Genomic DNA, 19975 nt, shown 5'->3' with positions numbered 1-19975 from the left:
CGGCACCGGGTCAGGGTGATGAAAGCGGTATGACAGGCTTGTTACAGCAGGCCGTTCACCTGTTCGACAAAGCGCAGCACCGAAATGGGCTTGGAAACATAGGCCTGCGCCCCGGCGGCGCGAATCCGTTCCTCGTCCCCCTTCCCGGCATAGGCGGTGACCGCCATGATCGGCACGCTGGACAGCCGATCGTCGGCCTTCAGGGAAATGATGAGGTCCAGCCCGCTGACATGGGGCAGGTGAATGTCCGTGATGACAAGGTCGGGCAGAAAGTCGCGCGCCTGCGCCAGCACGTCGCGACCGTCACGCATCGGCAACACTTCATGGCCATGCGCACGCAGCAAATCGCAAAAAAGTTTCAGATTGAGTTCGTTGTCCTCGACAACAAGCACGCGCTTTGCCACCAGTCACCCATAATTTCCAAGCAGCCCCGAAGCGCGCCACATCCTGGCCGCACCCCCGCCGAGACCCGATCATGCGACCCGACACCCATAATGGCAAGCGAGATAGCGGCGCAGACCCCGCGACGCTGGCGCTGATGGCGCTGGGCTGGATTCTGGCCGACGGGCAGCGGGCCGACCGGCTGCTGGCGCTGACCGGCCTGGACAGCGACACGCTGCGCGCGGGGATCGACAATCCGGCGATATTGGGCGCGGTGCTGGCCTTTCTGGCGGATCATGAGCCGGACCTGATCGCCTGTGCCGAGGCGATCGACACATCGCCCGACATTTTGATCGCCGCGCAGGAGAGACTGAGCCGATGAACCGCCCGCTGATCATCACCGATTGCGACGAGGTGCTGTTGCACATGGTCGTGCCGTTCCGCGACTGGCTGGACGAAACGCATAATGTGCATTTCGACATGCATGATCGCGGCTTTGCAGAGGCACTGCGGCACAAGGATAGCGGGCAGGTCGTCGAGCGCGAACTGGTATGGGGGTTGCTGGTCGCATTTTTCGATACCGAAATGCACCGGCAGACGCCGATCGCGGGCGCGGTCGCCGCGCTGGGGCGGCTGGCGCAGGTCGCGGACATCGTCGTGCTGACCAATATCGGCGAACGCCATCACCAGTTGCGGGTCGAGCAGCTGGCGGCGTTTGGCCTCGACTTCCCGGTCCAGTGGAATCACGGGCCGAAGGGCGAACCGCTGGCCGCGATCGTCGCCGCGCGTGATGCCAGCGTCGCGCTGTTCATCGACGATCTGGCCGAACATCACACGTCCGTCGCACGCCATGCGCCCGACGTGTGGCGGCTGCACATGGTCGGCGAGCCGGAGATCGCCATAACCGTGCCTGCCGCGCCGCACGCCCATGCGCGGATCGACAATTGGGCAGCGGCTGAACGCTGGATCATGGACAAGCTGGCCACCGGACCGGCACCAATCGAAACATCCTACACTGACGGAGCCTTATCATGAGCATCGACGCCCGCCTTGCCGAACTCGGCATCACCCTGCCCCAGGCCGCCGCCCCGGTCGCCGCCTATGTGTCGAGCGTGGAGGCCAACGGCCTGCTGCATATTTCCGGGCAGATTTCGCTGGCCCCCGACGGTCTGATGACCGGACGTCTGGGCGAGGACAGGGAACTGGATTATGGCGTCGCCGCCGCCCGCATCTGCGGCCTCAACCTGATCGCGCAGATGAAGGCGGCGCTCGGCAGCCTCGACCGGGTCGAGCGGGTGGTGAAGCTGGGCGCGTTCATCGCCAGCGCGCCATCCTTCACGGACCAGCCCAAGGTCGCCAATGGCGCGTCCGAACTGATGGTCGAAGTGTTTGGCGAGGCAGGCAAGCACACCCGCAGCGCCGTGGGCGTGCCGGTGCTGCCGCTGGGCGCGGTCGTGGAAATCGACGCCATCGTGCTCGTCCGCGCCGCTGACTGACGCGGCGGACCTTGCGCAACAGCCGGGGCGACACAATGTCCCCGGCTGTGATTGAAGCAGCCAGACCCGATCGCGTGAAGGCACGCCGATGACTGATGTGGTGGCGCGTATCGCGGCCGGCGTGGCGGAGCTGCCGCGTGCGCAGTGGGATGCCTGCGCAGGGGCCGACAATCCGTTCGTCAGCTGGGATTTCCTGAGCGCGCTGGAGCGGTCGGGCAGTGTGGGCGAAGGGACCGGCTGGCAACCCCTGCCGCTGATGATCGACGGGGCGGACGGGCGCATCGCCGCCGCCGCGCCGCTCTATGCCAAGAGCCACAGCCAGGGCGAATATGTGTTCGACCATGGCTGGGCCGATGCCTGGGAACGGGCGGGCGGGCGCTATTATCCCAAGATCCAGATCGCCGCGCCTTTCTCTCCCGTGCCCGGTCCCCGACTGCTGCTGCGCGACCGCAGCCTTGCCCCGGCGTTGATCGCGGGGATCGAGACGCTGGTGGAGCGCAACCACCTGTCGTCCGCCCATGCGACCTTCGTGGCGCCGGACCAGGTCGGCGATTTCGAGGCGGCGGGCTGGCTGATTCGCGAGGACAGCCAGTTTCACTGGTCCAATCGCAGTTATGGCAGTTTCGATGATTTCCTGGCCGACCTGTCGAGCGCGAAGCGCAAGAATATCCGCAAGGAACGCGCACGGGCGGTCGAAGGGCTGGACATCGTCCACCTGACCGGGCCGGATCTGACCGAGGCGCATTGGGATATATTCTGGGATTTCTATCAGGATACCGGCGCGCGCAAATGGGGAACGCCCTATCTGACGCGATCCTTCTTCTCGCTATTGGGCGAGACGATGGCCGACCGGGTGCTGTTGATGCTGGCGCTGCGCGACGGACGGGCGGTTGCAGGGGCGCTCAACCTGATCGGCGCGGATACGCTCTATGGCCGCTATTGGGGCTGTAACGAGGAGGTACCGAACCTCCATTTCGAGCTATGCTATTATCAGGCGATCGACGTCGCGATCGCGCGCGGCCTTGCTCGCGTCGAAGCGGGCGCGCAGGGCGGACACAAGCTGGCGCGCGGCTATGCCCCGGAACCGACCTTTTCCGCGCATTATATTCCCGATGCCGGATTTCGGCGCGCAGTGGCCGATTTCCTGACCGCCGAGCGGGCAGGCGTACAGCAGGACCGGCTATGGCTGGCCGGGCGGACGCCGTTCAGAAAGGCTGATTAGGCGGCGCGCGCCTGCGTCAGGGCGATCCATGCGCGGGCCTGACGCTGGGCCTCGGCGATTTCGCGGGCGGTCATTTCTTCGGCAATTTCGGCACGCATCGCCTGACCTTCTTCGCTGCCGCCAAGGGCCGCCAGGTTGAACCATTTATGCGCTTCGATCAGGTCGATCGGCATGTCGCCGGTGCCGCAGCTATAGGCGACGCCCAGATCGAAACAGGCCTCTGCCGATCCGCTGGCCGCCCGCGCCATGCGGCTCTCGATTAGAAACTGCGCACTCTTGATACTATTGCCCATGACCCTGTTTCCTTTTCCAACGCTAACCCAATGGTCGACAACCCTTGTTCTTTTTCCACGAAGAGCAGGTTGGACCGGCAGCCGCTAAAAAATGGTTAACGGCTTTGACCGTTTGTCAGGCCGGACTCGCGCGATTGCGGGGGCGGGCAAGGTTAATGGGTGCCGCGCCGGGCAGCGAATAGTAGCATTTTAGGACTGGCATCGGCGCATCTTAGTCCCCATAGCCGGACCCATGGCCCAAAATCCCCCTTCCCCGCCAGCAGGCAAGGACATCCAGTTTCGCGAATTCGTGCTGCTATGCGCCTGTCTCATGGCGATGAACGCCCTGTCGATCGACCCCATGCTGCCTGCCCTGCCCGCCATCGGCCGCGATCTGGCGATCGCGCAGCCCAATGACCGGCAGTTGATCATCAGCGTCTATTTTCTGGGGCTGGGCATCGGGTCGCTGCTGTTTGGCGTCCTGTCCGACCGTTATGGCCGCAAGAAGGTGCTGGCCTGGGCGATGCTGTTGTTCATCCTCTCCTCCATGGCCTGCGCGGCGGCGCAAAGCTTCCCGGTCATGCTGATCGGCCGCGCCTGCGCCGGCTTTTTCGCCGGAGCGAGCCGCGTCATCACCGTGGGAATTGTGCGCGACCGTTTCCGGGGCGATGCGATGGCGCGGGTCATGTCGCTGATCTTTGCGGTGTTCATGCTGATCCCGGTGATGGCCCCCAGTTTCGGGCAGGCGATCCTGTGGATCGCGCCGTGGCGCTGGATCTTCTGGGCGCTGGCGATAATGGCGAGCCTGATCCTGCTATGGCTGATGGCGCGGATGCCCGAAACATTGCGACCGGAAAACCGGATGCGAATCACGGTCGGCGGGCTGTTGCATACGGTCGGGACGATCATGCGCACGCGCAGTTCGATCGGCCATATGCTGGCCAGCGGCGTGGTGATGGGCGGATTGATCGGCTTCATCCTGTCGGTGCAGCAGATATTCTTTGACGTGTTCAAGGCGGAAGAAATTTTCCCGATCGCCTTCGCCCTGATGGCGGCCGGCATGGGGGTCGGCAGCCTGGTCAACAGCCGGCTTGTATCACGCTTTGGCGCGCGACGACTGAGCCAGGCGGCGCTGATCGCCTTCATCCTGATCGCCATCGTCCATGTGAGCGTCATCCTGTCGGGGCGGGAGACGATCGTCACCTTCATGCTGTTGCAGGGGATAACGATGCTGACCGTCGCCTTCACCGCGTCCAATTTCAGCGCGATCTCGATGGAGCCATTTTCGAAAGGTGCGGGCGTCGCTTCCTCCTTTCAGGCGTTCCTGACCACTGCCCTGTCCGCGACGCTGGGCAGCATCGTGGGCCGCGCGTTCAATGGCACCACCTTGCCGCTGGCCATGGGGCTGCTGGTGTTCGGCTCCCTGAGTTTCCTGATCGTGATCTGGGCGGAGCGGGGCAGGCTGTTCACCCGGCCCAACAATAGCGGGCTGCGCGACGTAGAGTTTGAAACGGTCCACTGAACGACAAACGGGGCGGTGTTACCCGCCCCGTTCGATGTTCGATCAGGCGTCCTTTCCGCCCGGCGTATGCGCGCCGGGCAGCGGCGGCACCGGCTGGGGCGGGATGCCCTCATCATGCTCCGGCAGATCGCTCACCCCGCGCCCCACATGGCTGCGGCTGCGGCTATAGGCGAAATAGACGATCAGGCCGACCGCCGCCCAGCCCACGAACATCAGCTTGGTTTCGACGCCCAGGCTCCAGAACAGATACATGCAGCCCAGAATCGCGATCGGCGCGGTGATCATGATCGCCGGGGTGCGGAAGGGCCGCCTGCGCGCCGGGTCGGTGCGGCGCAGCACCAGCACCGCGATCGACACGGCGGCAAAGGCGAACAGGGTGCCGGAGTTGGAGATGTCCGCCAGGATGCCGACGGGGAAGAAGGCGGCGAACAGCGCGACGAAGATGCCGGTCAGGATGGTGATGACATAGGGCGTCTTGTAGGTCGGATGGACTTTGGAGAACATCGCCGGCAACAGGCCGTCGCGGCTCATGACGAAGAAGATGCGGGTCTGGCCGAACATCATCATCAGGATGACCGAAGGCAGGGCGAGACCAGCGGCCAGGCCGAGCAGATTGCCGATCTGGGGCCAGCCGATTTCACGCAGGGTCCAGGCCAGCGCTTCCTTCGAGCAGGTAACGGCTTCGGTACCGGCGGCGGCCAGCGCGGCGCATTGTTGCGACAGCGCGGTCGATCCGGGTGCCAGGGCAATGCCGCCCTGCGCAATCGGGATGCCGCCTTCGGTCACCGGCTGCGCGCCCACGGTGCCGATGACGCCTGCGGCAACCAGCATGTAGAAGATGGTGCAGATGCCGAGCGAACCGATCAGGCCGATCGGCATGTTGCGTTGGGGGTTCTTGGTTTCTTCAGCGGCCGTGGACACGGCGTCGAAGCCAACATAGGCGAAAAAGATCGAGGCGGCGGCAGCGGAAATGCCCGAAAAGCCGAGCGGGGCAAAGGGGGTGAACTTGTCCATGTTCATGACCGGCAGCGCCAGCACGATGAACAGCGTGAGCGCCGCGACCTTGATCAGCACCAGCACGGCGTTGACCGACGCGCTTTCCTTGGTGCCGATGACCAGCAGCCAGGTGACCAGACCGGCGATCAGCATCGCGGGCAGGTTGACCACGCCGCCATCGAACGGTCCCCGCGTCAGCAGATCGGGAATGTCCATGTGGAATGTATGTTCGATCAACCCCACGACATAGCCGGACCAGCCGACCGACACCGCACCCGCCGCGACCGCATATTCCAGGATCAGCGCCCAGCCGACCATCCAGGCGATCAATTCGCCCATCACCGCATAGCTATAGGTATAGGCAGAGCCGGATACGGGCACCATCGCCGCCATTTCCGCGTAGCAGAGCGCCGCCACGGCGCAGACGAAGCCAGCGATGACGAAGGCGATCATCATGCCCGGCCCGGCCTTTTGCGCGGCTTCGGCCGTCAGCACGAAAATGCCGGTGCCGATAACGGCCCCGATGCCGAGCATGGTGAGCTGGAATGCGCCCAGCGAACGATGCAGCGATTTCTTCTCTGCCGTCGCCAATATGGCGTCGAGAGATTTTACGCGCCCGAATATCATGAATGGAAACCCTTTATCTTGCGATGTCTTGCCCCGGCGGCCGGATCACCCGCCCCCTTTTGCTATGGGATCGGAGACTATCGCCTAATCGCGCGCGCGCAAGTATGTTGCGCGACCAAGACATGACCATCCATGGTCGAATGATGAGGAGTGATGATGATCGACCTGCTGACAGCACCCGGCCTGCATGACCTGCCCCATGGCTTTGCCGGGCGGCGCGGCGGGGTGTCGGAGGGTGTTCATGCGGGTCTCAATGTCGGCCTGGGGTCGCAGGACGATCGCGCGGCGGTGCTGCGCAACCGCGAACTGGCGCGTGACGCGGTGATGCCCGGCGCGGCGCTGGTGACGGTGCATCAGGTCCATTCGCCCGATGTCGTGACCGTCAGCGCCGCGGTGCCGGACGCCGAGCGCCCCGCCGCCGACGGGATGGTGACGGATCGGCCGGGCCTGTTGCTGGGCATATTGACCGCGGACTGCGTGCCTGTGCTGTTTGCCGACCGGGCGGCGGGCGTGGTCGGCGCGGCCCATGCCGGATGGAAGGGGGCGATTGGCGGGGTGACCGACGCGACGATCGCGGCGATGACGGCGCTGGGGGCGCAGCGGGAGCGGATCGGCTGTGCGATCGGTCCCTGTATCGGGCGCTCCTCCTATGAGGTGACGCTGGATTTCGCCGAGCGGTTCGAGCGGGACGATGCCGATAATGCGCGCTTCTTCACGGCGGGGCGGCTGGGGCATGTGCAGTTCGACATTGCCGCCTATGTCGCCTCCCGGCTGGCGGCGGCCGGGGTCGGACGGATCGATCTGCTGGATGAGGATACGTACAGCCAGCCGGACCGCTTTTTCAGCTATCGCCGGTCCTGCCATCGCAACGAGCCGGATTATGGGCGGCAATTGTCGATGATCGGCCTGCCCGCGTAACAGGCTGGAGCGGGGCGATCAGGGACGATTTCCGCCAGGTGAGCGGGCGGGACGAGCCGTGCCAGTAACGCTGCCTATCGAGGGGTCGGCGGAAAAGCATCTTTGGAACATTCGACAGGGCGATGTTGTAATATAATTGCAAATATACTGCCTGCGACTTGCTTTTGATGTCCGCGCGGCTACGCGACAAAAAAGGCTGCGCTTGCAGTAGCGGACAAGCATGACGCCTGTATCGGCACAGACCAACATGCATACCGACTACGCATAGGCGCAGCCGTCACTGAACTGCCCGTGAGCAGATTCCCAAATATTTGATAATTGGCAGTTTTACTGCAAACCCGTGAATATAATAGTGCCAATTCCGATCCAAAGCGCGGCAGAAACACTCGCGGTGATCAAGAAACGGGGCGCATAACTGCGCGGCATAGAATTCAACATACGACCTCTCCAAAAATATGGTTTTCTTTTATCCTTAGCATAGGTTTTTTTCTCGTACAGCTACCCAACGATTTTTCTTTACAAAGTTTCCTTAACGCCGCAGGGATTGCGGCCCTCCGGCACGGGCGATTTGCCCCGAAAAACGGGCGATTCTCTCAGCTATTGATTTGAAAAATCGGCATTATCGTCGCGCGAACCGACGCCGGCCCGGCTCAGGTCCGAACAATAAAAAAACTTCGATAATGTCAGGCAAGTGGCGCCGGGAGGCGTCGTCAACCACCCGTCCGACGCGCGGCAGACAGGATCAGCGCCGGGACAGGCGCCTCAAGCGATGATGACGACGCGCCGCGCGCGCCGTCAGCGGGAAAAGGGCAGCGGTACGGGGCGCGCGCCGACGGACAGGGCTGGTCGCCCTCCGTTCCGGTTGTTCAGGAACCTGACCTTGCCCGTCCCCTCCATGGAGCGCATGCGGCCCGCCTTCCGGCTGAACTGATTATTGGCGATCGCGACATCGGAGGAATAGAGGGCGACCGCCGCGCGGGGATGGTTGCGGCCAAGTTCGATCGCCGCGCCATAGGTCGGGGACACATCCAGATAATTGCCGCTGACGTCGACGCGCTGGGCGGCCATGATGTTTACCGCGCGCTTGCCCACCCCCTGGACCAGATTGCCGGTCACGCGGACATTACGCGCCTCAAACCCCTCATAGCCGGGGCGCGACGCCATGCGCGGGCTGGTCCAGCCGCCCACCAGCACGCCATCGGAGGTGATGTCGCTGATCTTGTTGGCGTCGATCAGTATCCGGTCGCTGCCGCCCTTGACCGATATCGCCCCGGTCCGCGAGTCCACCTTCGACACGCTGTTGTGCGAAATCTGGCCATTGACGATGCCCAGCAGGTCGATGGCTTCGTCATAGCAGTTGGTGATGACATTGTCCGCGACGATCACATTGCTGCCGCCGTTGATCTTCACACCATCTTCCTTGGGATTGTCGATGACGTTGCCATAGACGGCGATATTGTTGACGGTATCGTGATAGTCATAGCCGTTCTGGCTGAACTGGATGCCATTATGGCCCCCGGTGACATGAAATCCCTGCACCAGGACATTGTCGGTCCCTCCGCCCCCGATCGCGGCCCATTTGCCTTCGCGCGGGGCCACGATCCGGGCCGCCTGCGGGCCGTCCGCCGACACCAGCCAGATCGGCGCATCGGGCGTGCCGTTCGTCCTTTTGGGAAAGAGGACATTTTCATTATAGGTGCCCGCCTTCACCATAATGGCCGTACCGGGGCGGGCCATCATCACCGCATCGCCGATCCGGGCGAAGGGACGGTCGCGGCTGCCATTCCCCGACTGAGCGGGCGCGCCAGCCGATACCCAGACGAAGCGCTGCGGCTTTGCCTTGCGGAATACCGCTGCGTCTAGCCCGGTCGGCGGCAGCGCTGGCAGGACGTCCGCATCCATGCGCAGCGCCGCAATATCCTGCTGCTGGGCGAGCAGGCGTTCGCCCACGACATTGGGATTGCTGGCGGACGCGACGTACAGGCCGGTAACAGCGGTCAGGACGATCCCTGCAATCGCAAAATGGTTCATCGCTCACCTCTCCCATCGCCCAACGGCGTGTGCAGCCTATGTGATGCCTGCCTGGGCAGGCGCTTCTCGTACAAAAAGGGCGACCATGCGCGCCCTGCATTTTGATGGTTAACCGGAGATTTACAGGCATCGACTCTGGTGTATAGAGGCCGGTGACCATGATACGTCAGGCCGCTTGGGGGTTTCAATTGAAACATTACTTCTGGATCGCGGCGACTGCCGCGGTCACATCCATCCCCGTAACGGGTTATGCGCAGCAAATCCCCGACGATGTCGGCGTGGCGGCCCGTGTCCCTGACGAATATAAGCCCATCGGCGGCCGGATCGGCACGGTTTTTGTCTATCCGGCACTGACCTACGACCTGACCGGCACCGACAATGTCGTGGCATCGGACGCAGACCGCCGGGGCGACGCCTATGTCACCCTGGCCCCCCGTGTCACCATGGCCCGCAACAGCCAGCAATCGAGCCATGTCGTCCAGCTGTTCAATTCCAACCGGTTCCATTTCGATTCAAAGGATGAGAATTTTTCGGAATTCGGCGTCCTGACCCGCAACCGCTGGGGCGCGGTCGACAGCGCGAACATCACATTCGAAGCATCCGCCCAGCGCGAAGTGGATCAACGCACGGGGCGCAACAATGTCACCCTGGCGCGCTCGCCCGTCCATCATGGGCGGTTCGACGGCGAACTGGCCTATGCCTTTTCCGCTGGCCGGTTGAGCTATCGCTTTGGCGTCCACGGCAGGCGGGTCGATTTTGCCGACGCCATCAGCCGCACCGGCACCGTCATCGACCAGGATTTTCGCGACTATAGCCAATTGGGCGGCAATGCCCGGCTTGGCTATCGGGTGCGCGAGGGGATCGATGTCATCGGGCAGGTCGATTATGACCGTTTCTATTATGACCTGGGGCCGGGGGAACCTGGCTTTCCTTCGGGCCTGGCGCCCGATCGCAACTCCTATCGCGTAAAGGGTGAAGTCGGGCTGGGCTTTGACATAAGCCAGCGCCTCTATGGCGTCGCGACGATCGGCTATCTGACCCGCAAATATCGCGATCAGGTACCCCAGCTTCGCGATGTCAGCAGCCTGTCCTACAATATCAACCTGCTGTGGAACCCGACCGAATATCTGACGGTGCGGGTCAATGGCCTGCGCGATATTCAGGAAACCGCGTCGCCGCTGGTGGCTGGCGACCAGTTCACGCGCGGAACGGTGGCCGTCGACTATGTGCCCACGCCCGCCCTGCTGTTCACGGCCAGCGCGAATGCGGTCCATTATAATCCGGTCGGCGTGACGACCGGCAACGCGACGGAATATGGCGGCAGCCTGCTTGGGCGCTATCGCCTCAATCGCCGCTGGTCCGTTACATCGCGGGTTTCCTATAATGGCCGAGACACCAATTCGCCGATCGACAGTTTCGACGGCATCTGGGTGAGCATGGGCATCGTCCTGACGCTGTAAGCGACGCCTGCCGCCGCGCGTTTGTGCGGGCGCCAGTCCATCGACCTAATCGCACCAGCCTTTCCGGGCCAGCGGCACCCTGCCGCCCGCCCGGAAAATGCGCTAGTCGTGCCGGAACGCGCGGTAGAGCTGGTCTCTCAACGGCTTGACCAGATAGCTCAGCATCGAACGTTCGCCGGTCTTGATGAAGGTTTCCACGGGCATGCCGGGTTTCAGCTTCAAACCGTCCAGCTTTTTCAGCTCGTCCTTCGTCACCTGAACCCGCGTGACATAATAGGGCATGCCGTTGCGCTCATCGGCGCGGCGATCGCCCGACACATAGACGACCGTTCCGGCGATTTCAGGCGTCGTGCGCATGTTGAAAGCGGAAAAGCGCAACATGGCCGGCTGGCCGGGGCTGACCTGATCGATATCGGCGATGGAGATGCGCGCCGTCACCTCCATATCGTCGCCATCGGGGATCAGTTCGATCAGCGTTTCGCCCGCGGGCACGATCCCGCCGATGGTCGCGAACTTGATCTTGTCGACGACGCCATCGGATGGCGCGCGGATCGCATTGCGTTCATCGTCCGTGATCGCGGTGATATTGTTGCGGCGCAGTTCGATAAGCTGCGCCTGGACGGTGGCGAGATCAGTCCCCGCCTGCCCGCTCAGATCGGACGTGATCGATATGCCCTGCTGGCTGATTTCCGACAGTCGCGCCCGCGCCTGCGCGGCCTGAACCCGCGCATCGGCCACGCTGCTGTGCGCAGCGATGGCGGCCCGTTCCAGCGACCTCAGCTTGTCGAGCGTGGTATAGCGTTTTTCCCAAAGCATCCGGGTGGCCGCCAGCTGATCGTCCATCAGTTCCGCCTGCTTTTGCAGCGACACGACCTGATCGTCGAACCCGGCGATCTGCGTCTGGGTCTGGCGAATCCTTTCCTGCACCTGCGCTTCCTGACCCCCGCGCGATGCCCGGCGGAACGCGAAGGCGCGCTGTTCGACCCGCATGATTTCCGCAACTGCCGGATCCTTGGCACGGGCGCGCAGCGATGCCGGGAAAATGATCGACGGCAATCCGTCCCGCTCCGCGATCAGCCGGGCTTCGCGCGCTTCGAGCTGGTCGATATTCGCGCCGGTCATCGCCGCCGATGCCGAACTGACCCGATTGTCGAGGGCCATCAGCAACTGCCCCTTCTTGACATGCTGGCCTTCGCGCACGGGCAAATCCTTGATCACGCCGCCCGTCGGATGACCAATCTGTCGGATGCGGCTTTCGACCGTCACTTCCCCTGACCCGATGACGGCGCTGGCCATCGGCAAAAAGGCCGCCAGACCGCCCAGCACGAAAACAAGTATGCCCACCAGCAGCATCGCGTTGCGCAGGCTGCGCGTCAGCTTGACGGCTGGCGTCATTTCGACAGGACGATCGCTGCGCTGGTCGGTGATCAGATAATACATGCCGAAATCCCTGTCGAACTGCTAAGCGGCGCCGGCCGACGAAATCGCCGCCGGCTTGTCGTCCACGCGGGGCGGGCGGGGCGCAGGCAGCTTCATCTTCTCCATCACCTTATCACGCACGCCGAACAACTGCATCTGGCCATTCGACATCACGAGCAGATGGGTGACATGGGTCAGGATATTGGAGCGATGCGCAACGATGATGGCAATCGCATTACGCGCGCGCGCCGCCTGGATCGCCGCGCCCAGCGCATCTTCGCCATTGGCGTCCAGATTGGAATTGGGTTCGTCCAGCGCGATCAGGAAGGGATCGCCATAAAGCGCCCGCGCCAATGCCACGCGCTGACGCTGGCCAGCGGACAAATTGCCGCCATTGGTGCCAAGGGGGTGATTATAGCCCTTGGGCAGCTTGACGATCATGTCATGGACATCGGCCGATTTGGCCGCGGCGACAATGTCTTCCGACCGGGCTTCCGGGTCGAAACGCGCGATATTCTGCGCGATGGTGCCATCGAACAGGTCCGTCATCTGCGGCATGAAGCCGATATGCGCGCCCAAAATGTCCGGGTCCCACTGGTCGATCGACGCGCCGTCCAGCCTGACCGCGCCGCGCAAAGGCTCCCATATCCCGACAAGGCCGCGCAAAAGGCTGGACTTGCCAGACCCCGACGCGCCGATAATCCCCAGCACGTCGCCGCCATTCAGGGTGAAGGTGACATCGCTGACGGTCACCTTCTTCGCGCCGGGCGGGCCAAGCGTCAGCCCTTCCACCGACAATTGCTGGCTTGGCGGCGGCAACTCCATGGTCGGCATCGGCGCCGGCACCTGTTTGAGCATGGCGTCGAGACGCCGCCACGCCTGGACGCAGCCAGTCATGCCCTTCCAGTTGCTGATGACCGATTCGACCGGGGCGAGCGCCCGCGCGCTCAGGATCGAACCGGCAATGATCACGCCGCCCGACGCCAGATTGTCGATCACCAGCGCAGCGCCCGCAGCCAGCATCAGGGATTGGAGCAACATGCGGAAGGTCTTGCTGAGCCCCTGCATCCGCCCGCCCACATCGGCGAGCCGGTCGGTCGACCGGACGAAGGCGGCGGTTGCATCTTCCCACGATTGCCGGGCGCGGCGATGCATGCCCAGGGCATAGATGACTTCGGCATTGCGCCGGCACATTTCGATCAGCATCGATCGGCTGGAGCCGATCTGCGTCGCCTTCATCGTGGCCGATTTGGTCATGCGGTCGGCGGCCAGCATGATGGCGACCAGCACGACAACGCCGATCGACGCGAGCACGCCCAGCGTCCAGTGGAACATGAACAAGACGGCCAGATAGAGAAAGACCCATGGCAGATCGAGCAGGGCCAGCGGCCCCGACCCCGAAACATAGGAGCGGATCGCGTCCAGATCGCGCGCGGCCTGCGTCCCTTCGGGCATTTCGCGCCGCCGCAACTCCATCTTGGTGATGACGTCGAAGACGCGCGGCGTGATTTCCCGGTCGACCAATGCGCCGATCTGGATCATCGCCCTGGACCGCAACAGGTCCAGCACCCCCTGAAAGCAATAGACAATAGTGATGATGATCAACAGGCCGACAAGCGTGGGGATGCTACGACTCGGCAATACCTCGTCATAGACCAGCAGCATGAAAAAGGAGCCGCCCAGCATCAGAATGTTCAGCACCGCGCTGATTATGCTGATTTGTCCTATGGCGAAGCGGAATCGACGGAGCGCCGAACCGATTTCCGATTCCGAATCAAATACCTTCAGCATCAATTTGTCCTGCATCAAGCCGCAAGCCGCCCCGTCCGACTTGGCGTCTTATGAACAGAGTTCTACATATTCTTGCCAGAACGAGAAAGCGAGTTCGTGGAATTCTGCCAGAATTCCCGCGTGACCCATCCGGCGGCGAACAGGGTTAGATGATTGGCATCAAAATATAGTGAACGCCCATCCCGCGCGAGCGCGCATGACGTGCGGTTGCATAGCGTGTCAGATGGCCGAAGCACAGCTATATCCGACGGCACGTTGCGGGCAAGCCAGTTCAATGTATCGCGGTCCGCCGCTTCCCACGCCGCGCGGGATATGGCCGGGGTGCCGCCATTGGCGAGGTGGGTGGGGACGTCGAAACCGGGGAAAGGCACGGGACCGATGATTCGCACGGTCTTTCCGGCGCGCCGAAGCATCGCAATCGTCCGGTCCAGCCCCTGGAAAAAGCCGGGTGCGTCCTGATAGGTGTGATAGCGCATGGCCAGCACCACCGTGTCGATCGGCTGCGCCGCAATCCAGTCCGCCACCCTTTGGTTATGCGCCTTGCACCCCGCACGATAGGGATCATCAAAGCCGATCGCCGGGGGGCAATGGGAATAGGTGATCTGGGTAATCGCATGGTCGCCGACGGCCAGCGCCTTGGCCAGTTCCACGCCATGACTGTCGCCCCACAGGACGGCCTTGCTTGCGCCTGCGCCAAGCACGCAGGATCGATCGAGCGGCCGGTCATGGCCCTCGTCGCGGTGGCACCGTCCCCGCTGCGGGCTGACATCATAACGGCCATTGTCATAGGCGACCGTCGAGGCGGCAAAACGCTCCGGCCAGCCATGCTTGACCCACAGCGCCGCACTGCCCGCCACCAGAATCAGCGCGCCCACCGCCGCCAGCATGAACAGGCGGGCCCGGCCGACACGGTCCTTTTTCCGAAATGGCTGCTCGACCCAGAAATAGGACAGGGTCGCGGCCGCCAGAGACAGGCCGACAATGATGGCGGACCCGGCCGCGCCCAGGGCGAACAGGCCCAGGAACCGGCCATAAACGACGATCGGCCAGTGCCACAGATAGAGCGAATAGGAGATCAGGCCGATCGCGACGGGCAATCGCATCGACAATAGCCGACCGACAAGGGTGCCGGGCGCGCTGTGCAACAGGGCGACGCTGCCCAGCACGGGCAGCAGCGCGGCATAGCCGGGAAACGGCGTCTGATCGGTGAAGCTGAATATCGCCACCAGAATCGCGGCAGCCCCCGCCAGGCTCACGACTTCGCGCGCCATGGGCGATCGGATCTGTGGCATGGCGCCCAGCGCAAGCAGGGAGCCGGCGAACAATTCCCAGGCGCGGGTATGAATCAGGTAAAAGCTGGCATCGGGATAGGGCTTTGTCAGGACGATGCAGGCCACCAGCGATGCGACCGCCATGGCGGCGACAACCGGCAGACGATACCGCGGCGCATAACGGGCGAGCAGGAAGAGGATGACCGGAAAGAAGATGTAAAACTGCTCTTCGACGCCCAGCGACCATGTGTGCAGCAGCGGCTTTTGTTCGGAATCGCCGGAGAAATATCCCGACTTCATCCAGAAGATGATGTTGGACACGAACAGCAAGGTGCCGATGACCGTGCCGGGCAGTTCGCGCAGGAAACTGGGCAGCAATATCGCAACGCCGCCGACCAGCACGGCAAGCAACAGCACGAACAGGGCGGGAAAGATGCGCCGGATGCGCCGTTCGTAAAAGGTGACCAGCGAAAAGCGCCCGGCATCAATGTCCTTGGCCAGGATGGAGGTGATCAGATAGCCCGATATGACGAAAAATATATCGACGCCGACATAACCACCATCGAACCCCGCCACATGGGCGTGGAAAAGCACGACGGGCAGTACCGCGAGTGAACGAAGTCCGTCGATATCCCTGCGGTAGATCATCTATCTGCTCGCCCCCCAAAGGCATTTAGCGCCAGCCACCTGCCGATAGTCGGCCCCGCACCACACATCCATCCTGCCGTCACCAAGCGCGTGTTAATCTGGCACAGAACCAATCCGACACAGAGCTAACCGATACAGGGCTATCCGTTACAGGGGCGCCAATCATGCGACCGATGCCCCCTGCCCTCATTCCTGCCTTTGCAGGGATGCAACGGCTTTGCAATCCATCCGCCAGGGGATGATTTGCCAGCGGCAAAGATGAAAATACGTAAGTCGCGATAGGCCTGCAAGGCGTAGAGGCACGCTGTGGAGCGCCAAAGCAAATTGCCGCTGACTCTGGTGGATCATATCCCCAGCGTCAGCGGCAATTTACTGTTCACAAGATGAAGGCAGGCAAATCGACTGGTGCAGCCCTGTTGGTCTGCGCCAGCCGAATAGCCCAGCTAGATCAGGGAAGAATGTCGGCGATTGCGTAGGTCTTGTACGCGCCGTTTTCCCAGAACTTCAGAGCTTCGATGTTCTTGAGCGTGTCGCGACCATCGCTACCGACATTGTCGATGACGATGACTTCGCCACGATCGTTCAGATAGATGGTGTAGTCGCTCAGCGCGCCACGATATTGGGCGGTGTCATAGTCCGCGCCGCCATTGAGGTCGTCATTGCCGTCGCCACCGAACAGCAGGTCGTCGCCCTGGTTGCCGGTGATGCCATCGTCGCCAGCGCCGCCGGAGATGGAATCATCCCCCAAACCGCCACGAATCCGGTCATTGCCGTCGCCACCCGCAATCTGGTCTGCGGCATCGGTGCCGGTCAGATCGTCTGCGGTGTTGCCGTTGCCCGGCGTACCCTTAATGACTGCCATAAGACATCTCCTGTTAGTTAATGTTGCTCAACTGCTGCGCCCGCGAATTCATTTCACTGCTTCAAGCGGTTATAGCCAGAGACGTTTGCTGCCTCATTGTCCGCGGGGCGTTAGTAACTTGGTAACTATATCACGTCAATGCTTCGCCGTTACGCTATTGCGAGATTGCCTCTATTTGAGACAGTAAGCATAGATTGTCATATTTCCCGCAAACCGGCCCCGCGGGTCCATGCCGCCGCAACAATCGACTCGACAGCAACAGTCATGCGCGGGACGATGCGACCGATGACGCCTTGAAACGGCGGATTTCAGGGGATGTAGAAGCGAAACGCCGCGAGCCTGTGGTCGCGGTCGGGGATGTATCCGCCGTTTGGATTCCATCGTTACGATTTTGTCAAGTCATTCCGCATCATCTCGCATGCGCGAAATTTGCATGAAAAAAAATTTAACGGCGTTCCGTCATCTATATTTTACGTCCTAGTTCGCCACGGCAATGCGCGATTTGTCCTTGCCCAGCCCGGTAAGGGTCAACAGGTTCAGTCGAGCCGCAAGTGCATAGCCAATCAGCGAAAAAATCAGGCCGGAGGTGGAAACGATCAGGATTCGCAGATCCAGATTCAAATCCGGCGCGACGCGATGCAAGATGATTCGCGCCGCCGACATGGGCAGAATGTGCAGGACGTAGATCGGCATCGATCGTTGGCCGATCCACCCCAGCACTTGTCCCACGCGATAACCCGCGATCGCCTGGGCCAGCGCCAGCAGCAGGATGATCCCCGCAAAGCCGCCAGGGACCAGCCAGCCCGAATAGAGACCAATCCCCCTGTCGAACCCCAGCCAGATCGTGGCGCCCAGCACGACCAGAGCGATCGGCCACCATTTGCCCGTCATCTGCGACCGGTTGGTGGACAATATGGCCCCGGCAACGAAGAATATCCCGAAATGGCAATAGCGCGCGAAGGTTTCCCGCATCGGAAAGACATCGACCAGTCCGCAGGCGACCACCGCGACCAGCAGCCAGAAGGAAAGGTTCCGGCTGATCGCCATGCACAGGAAGAACAGGAACAGCACGCCCAGAAACCAGAAGTGCAGGGCGGGAAAGAACAGGATCCGCCACAGATCGTCCATGGGAACAGCCTTGTTCACATAGGAGGCCATGACGTTGTTGATGAGGATATAGATGAGCGACCAGAGCACGGCCGGCCACCAGGTCGTCGCCAGCTTGTCCTTCAGATAAGGGCCTCTACCCTTCTTCAAGGCGCGCGGCACCCAATAGCCCGCCGCGATGAAGAAGAAGGCCATGTGGAATATGTAGACGCTATAGTCGAGCAACGGCCAGATCGACCCGGCCCCCGCCGTCCCGGCATTGAGAAAGCCGCGATAGGCGTGAAAGATCACGACGAGCAGGATCGCGATGCCGCGGCCCACGTCCAGATGGGCGAGCCGTGGCCGCTCCGGCGCGCTCTGGGGCGCGCTTGCCGCCTCTGGCGCTGCGGATGCCTCAATCGCTGGGCCGCTCATTTGCCCGACTCCATCCCTTTGTTCTTTTTCTGGCCCTTGCCCCCCATAAGCTCGGCCAGATGGCCGCGCATCCACAACAGGAAGACCAGCGTGGTGGCCAGGAGAAGATATAGCATCTTCACCCCTTCCCATATCCATTCGAACGCCATGTCGGCGCGCAACGACATGACCAGCGCCGGCAGGAATACGATGAGGAGGCCGCACAGGGACGATGACAGGGTGAGTTCATTCTCCTCATAGCGGCTCACGACGCCCCGACCCGCCATCAGCCCGACGGTCGAGACCAAAGCGACCGCCCAGGCAACCCCCTGCACGCCCCAATGGCCGCCCGCGACATAGGCCGCCGCCAGCGAGGCCGCGGAGGTGGAGATGGTCACGACCGAAACCGAGACGGTGCGTTTGAGAAACAGGAGCTGGCGCTGCTGAAACTGCGACTGGATCTGGACATAGGATGCCAGCAGCAGCGGCCCCAGAATCGGCAGCGTCGCTGCATAGCCGGGCGGCAGGACGAGCCGGATGATGTCGGGCAGGAACAGGATGGACCCGATATAGACCGGCGTCACCACGCCCAGCAGCATCTGGCGGATCATGTGCAGCCGCGCCTTGACGTCCGCGCCCGTGCTGGTCCGCAACCGCATATATTGCGGGTTGAGCCACATTTCGATCGAATCGGTGAGCATGGTCAGCATGGCGACCATCGAACTGCCCAGGAAGAACATGCCGACATCGGCGACCGACATGACGCTCGCGACGATCAGCCGCTGGGCGGGGATGCGGCCCCATTCCGCCAGTTCGCGCGGCAGGAGCGGCAGGCCGTAGCTGTAGAGCGCCGTGATTTCCGATCGGTCGGACCGGCCGGACGCAGGCAGTTGGTTGCGGAACAGATAGGATCGGATCGCCGCACCGAAAACAGCCGACCCGACCGTCGCCAGCAAAGCCCCCTGGAGGCCCCAGCGCAACTGGAACACGAACAGGAACGACAGCAGGATCAGCGCCGCCATCTGCACCAGGCGATAGGTGGCGAACATGCCCGGCTTGTCGAGCGTGCGCGCGACTATATCGAAAATCTTGCTGCTGCGCATGACATAGGCATAGACCAGCATCAGCGGCAGATAGGGCCAGCTGGGCAGATGATTGCTGACCAGATGGTCCCACATCGACAGGCAGATGAGGCCCGCCACGACGACCAGCGTCAGCCCGATCAGCCGGGTCAGCCGTATGACCCGCGCCAGAAAGGCCTTCCCGGCGTCGCCATCATGCTTGAAATCGAAATATTGCCGCAGGATGGCCTGGGTCACGCCCAGGTTGGTGACGACGTCGATCAACGCCGCGATGGTGATCAAAATGGCGTAGGAACCCAGTTCGCCGGGCGTCAGGCGATAGGCGTAGAGCAGCGTCAGCACGCCGCTTGCGCCGCGCGTCACCACATTGACGAAGCCATATGTCAATATGGACGCCAGCCAATATGGCATCTGCCGTCGCCGCGCTGTCGCCATCGGATGTGCCCCTGCTACCCCTACACCGCCCACAACGGGCCG

Annotated in this window: 17 protein-coding genes; 7 read left to right on the top strand and 10 right to left on the bottom strand. The window is 62.5% G+C overall.

The genetic code is table 11. The features are described from left to right. Window positions 1–41: 41 nt before the first annotated feature. Complete coding sequence (locus tag SX1_RS04950) at window positions 42–404, bottom strand: response regulator (RefSeq protein ID WP_019052170.1); 363 nt, start codon at window positions 402–404, stop codon at window positions 42–44. Between the two features lie 71 nt (window positions 405–475). Between SX1_RS04950 and SX1_RS04945 the strand changes: the two genes are divergently transcribed. The 4 genes from SX1_RS04945 to SX1_RS04930 all read left to right on the top strand — a co-directional run bounded on the left by SX1_RS04945 (window position 476) and on the right by SX1_RS04930 (window position 3099). Then, a complete protein-coding gene (locus SX1_RS04945; RefSeq protein ID WP_019052169.1) occupies window positions 476–763 on the top strand; it encodes a DUF3572 domain-containing protein in 288 nt (95 codons plus the stop codon). Further along, window positions 760–1416: a hypothetical protein gene (locus SX1_RS04940; RefSeq protein ID WP_019052168.1), complete on the top strand. Its 657-nt coding sequence runs from the start codon at window positions 760–762 to the stop codon at window positions 1414–1416. The genes SX1_RS04945 and SX1_RS04940 overlap by 4 nt, the downstream gene beginning before the upstream one ends. After that, entirely contained in the window at window positions 1413–1877 is a 465-nt protein-coding gene (locus SX1_RS04935; protein WP_019052167.1) for a RidA family protein, read from the top strand. The genes SX1_RS04940 and SX1_RS04935 overlap by 4 nt, the downstream gene beginning before the upstream one ends. A gap of 88 nt (window positions 1878–1965) precedes the next feature. After that, entirely contained in the window at window positions 1966–3099 is a 1134-nt protein-coding gene (locus tag SX1_RS04930) for a GNAT family N-acetyltransferase (protein WP_019052166.1), read from the top strand. On the opposite strand, the gene SX1_RS04925 is transcribed toward SX1_RS04930, so the two are convergent. Further along, the gene (locus SX1_RS04925; RefSeq protein ID WP_017181195.1) at window positions 3096–3392 is read right to left on the bottom strand and encodes an SEL1-like repeat protein; all 297 of its coding nucleotides are present in this window, start codon (window positions 3390–3392) and stop codon (window positions 3096–3098) included. The genes SX1_RS04930 and SX1_RS04925 overlap by 4 nt on opposite strands. A gap of 232 nt (window positions 3393–3624) precedes the next feature. Between SX1_RS04925 and SX1_RS04920 the strand changes: the two genes are divergently transcribed. After that, entirely contained in the window at window positions 3625–4893 is a 1269-nt protein-coding gene (locus SX1_RS04920) for a multidrug effflux MFS transporter (protein WP_017181196.1), read from the top strand. 42 nt (window positions 4894–4935) lie between these two features. Here the strand turns inward: SX1_RS04920 and SX1_RS04915 are convergent, their stop codons facing one another. After that, complete coding sequence (locus SX1_RS04915; protein WP_019052165.1) at window positions 4936–6516, bottom strand: amino acid permease; 1581 nt, start codon at window positions 6514–6516, stop codon at window positions 4936–4938. Between the two features lie 156 nt (window positions 6517–6672). On the opposite strand from SX1_RS04915, the gene pgeF reads away from it, so the two are divergent. Continuing rightward, complete coding sequence (gene pgeF / locus SX1_RS04910; RefSeq protein ID WP_017181198.1) at window positions 6673–7434, top strand: peptidoglycan editing factor PgeF; 762 nt, start codon at window positions 6673–6675, stop codon at window positions 7432–7434. Window positions 7435–8229: 795 nt separating this feature from the next. On the opposite strand, the gene SX1_RS04905 is transcribed toward pgeF, so the two are convergent. Continuing rightward, complete coding sequence (locus tag SX1_RS04905; RefSeq protein ID WP_019052163.1) at window positions 8230–9465, bottom strand: right-handed parallel beta-helix repeat-containing protein; 1236 nt, start codon at window positions 9463–9465, stop codon at window positions 8230–8232. A 188-nt stretch (window positions 9466–9653) separates the two neighbouring features. Between SX1_RS04905 and SX1_RS04900 the strand changes: the two genes are divergently transcribed. Further along, a complete protein-coding gene (locus SX1_RS04900) occupies window positions 9654–10925 on the top strand; it encodes an outer membrane beta-barrel protein (RefSeq protein ID WP_255209702.1) in 1272 nt (423 codons plus the stop codon). 102 nt (window positions 10926–11027) lie between these two features. On the opposite strand, the gene SX1_RS04895 is transcribed toward SX1_RS04900, so the two are convergent. From SX1_RS04895 to SX1_RS04870, 6 genes are all read right to left on the bottom strand, one after another. Next, entirely contained in the window at window positions 11028–12365 is a 1338-nt protein-coding gene (locus tag SX1_RS04895; protein WP_019052161.1) for an HlyD family type I secretion periplasmic adaptor subunit, read from the bottom strand. A 21-nt stretch (window positions 12366–12386) separates the two neighbouring features. Then, window positions 12387–14135: a type I secretion system permease/ATPase gene (locus SX1_RS04890; RefSeq protein WP_241763563.1), complete on the bottom strand. Its 1749-nt coding sequence runs from the start codon at window positions 14133–14135 to the stop codon at window positions 12387–12389. 62 nt (window positions 14136–14197) lie between these two features. Continuing rightward, window positions 14198–16054: an acyltransferase family protein gene (locus tag SX1_RS04885; RefSeq protein WP_019052160.1), complete on the bottom strand. Its 1857-nt coding sequence runs from the start codon at window positions 16052–16054 to the stop codon at window positions 14198–14200. 448 nt (window positions 16055–16502) lie between these two features. Beyond that, window positions 16503–16916, bottom strand: coding sequence for a calcium-binding protein (locus SX1_RS04880; RefSeq protein WP_019052159.1), 414 nt, complete (start codon window positions 16914–16916; stop codon window positions 16503–16505). A gap of 477 nt (window positions 16917–17393) precedes the next feature. Further along, complete coding sequence (locus SX1_RS04875) at window positions 17394–18437, bottom strand: acyltransferase family protein (RefSeq protein ID WP_019052158.1); 1044 nt, start codon at window positions 18435–18437, stop codon at window positions 17394–17396. Then, a complete protein-coding gene (locus SX1_RS04870; RefSeq protein WP_255209701.1) occupies window positions 18434–19933 on the bottom strand; it encodes a lipopolysaccharide biosynthesis protein in 1500 nt (499 codons plus the stop codon). The genes SX1_RS04875 and SX1_RS04870 overlap by 4 nt, the downstream gene beginning before the upstream one ends. Window positions 19934–19975: the final 42 nt, after the last annotated feature.

Source organism: Sphingobium xenophagum NBRC 107872, from assembly GCF_000367345.1.
GTDB classification, from domain to species: Bacteria; Pseudomonadota; Alphaproteobacteria; order Sphingomonadales; family Sphingomonadaceae; genus Sphingobium; species Sphingobium xenophagum.
The sequence above is the reverse complement of the archived record's forward strand: the minus strand, read 5'-3'. Positions and strand labels throughout refer to the sequence as shown.

Coding starts and splice junctions, on each gene's coding strand:
- SX1_RS04930 (WP_019052166.1), top strand. CDS start 1,966: ATGACTGATGTGGTGGCGCGTATCGCGGCCGGCGTGGCGGAGCTGCCG.
- pgeF (WP_017181198.1), top strand. CDS start 6,673: ATGATCGACCTGCTGACAGCACCCGGCCTGCATGACCTGCCCCATGGC.
- SX1_RS04895 (WP_019052161.1), bottom strand. CDS start 12,365: ATGTATTATCTGATCACCGACCAGCGCAGCGATCGTCCTGTCGAAATG.
- SX1_RS04885 (WP_019052160.1), bottom strand. CDS start 16,054: ATGATCTACCGCAGGGATATCGACGGACTTCGTTCACTCGCGGTACTG.
- SX1_RS04915 (WP_019052165.1), bottom strand. CDS start 6,516: ATGATATTCGGGCGCGTAAAATCTCTCGACGCCATATTGGCGACGGCA.
- SX1_RS04935 (WP_019052167.1), top strand. CDS start 1,413: ATGAGCATCGACGCCCGCCTTGCCGAACTCGGCATCACCCTGCCCCAG.
- SX1_RS04920 (WP_017181196.1), top strand. CDS start 3,625: ATGGCCCAAAATCCCCCTTCCCCGCCAGCAGGCAAGGACATCCAGTTT.
- SX1_RS04870 (WP_255209701.1), bottom strand. CDS start 19,933: ATGGCGACAGCGCGGCGACGGCAGATGCCATATTGGCTGGCGTCCATA.
- SX1_RS04890 (WP_241763563.1), bottom strand. CDS start 14,135: ATGCTGAAGGTATTTGATTCGGAATCGGAAATCGGTTCGGCGCTCCGT.
- SX1_RS04945 (WP_019052169.1), top strand. CDS start 476: ATGCGACCCGACACCCATAATGGCAAGCGAGATAGCGGCGCAGACCCC.
- SX1_RS04905 (WP_019052163.1), bottom strand. CDS start 9,465: ATGAACCATTTTGCGATTGCAGGGATCGTCCTGACCGCTGTTACCGGC.
- SX1_RS04880 (WP_019052159.1), bottom strand. CDS start 16,916: ATGGCAGTCATTAAGGGTACGCCGGGCAACGGCAACACCGCAGACGAT.
- SX1_RS04940 (WP_019052168.1), top strand. CDS start 760: ATGAACCGCCCGCTGATCATCACCGATTGCGACGAGGTGCTGTTGCAC.
- SX1_RS04875 (WP_019052158.1), bottom strand. CDS start 18,437: ATGAGCGGCCCAGCGATTGAGGCATCCGCAGCGCCAGAGGCGGCAAGC.
- SX1_RS04925 (WP_017181195.1), bottom strand. CDS start 3,392: ATGGGCAATAGTATCAAGAGTGCGCAGTTTCTAATCGAGAGCCGCATG.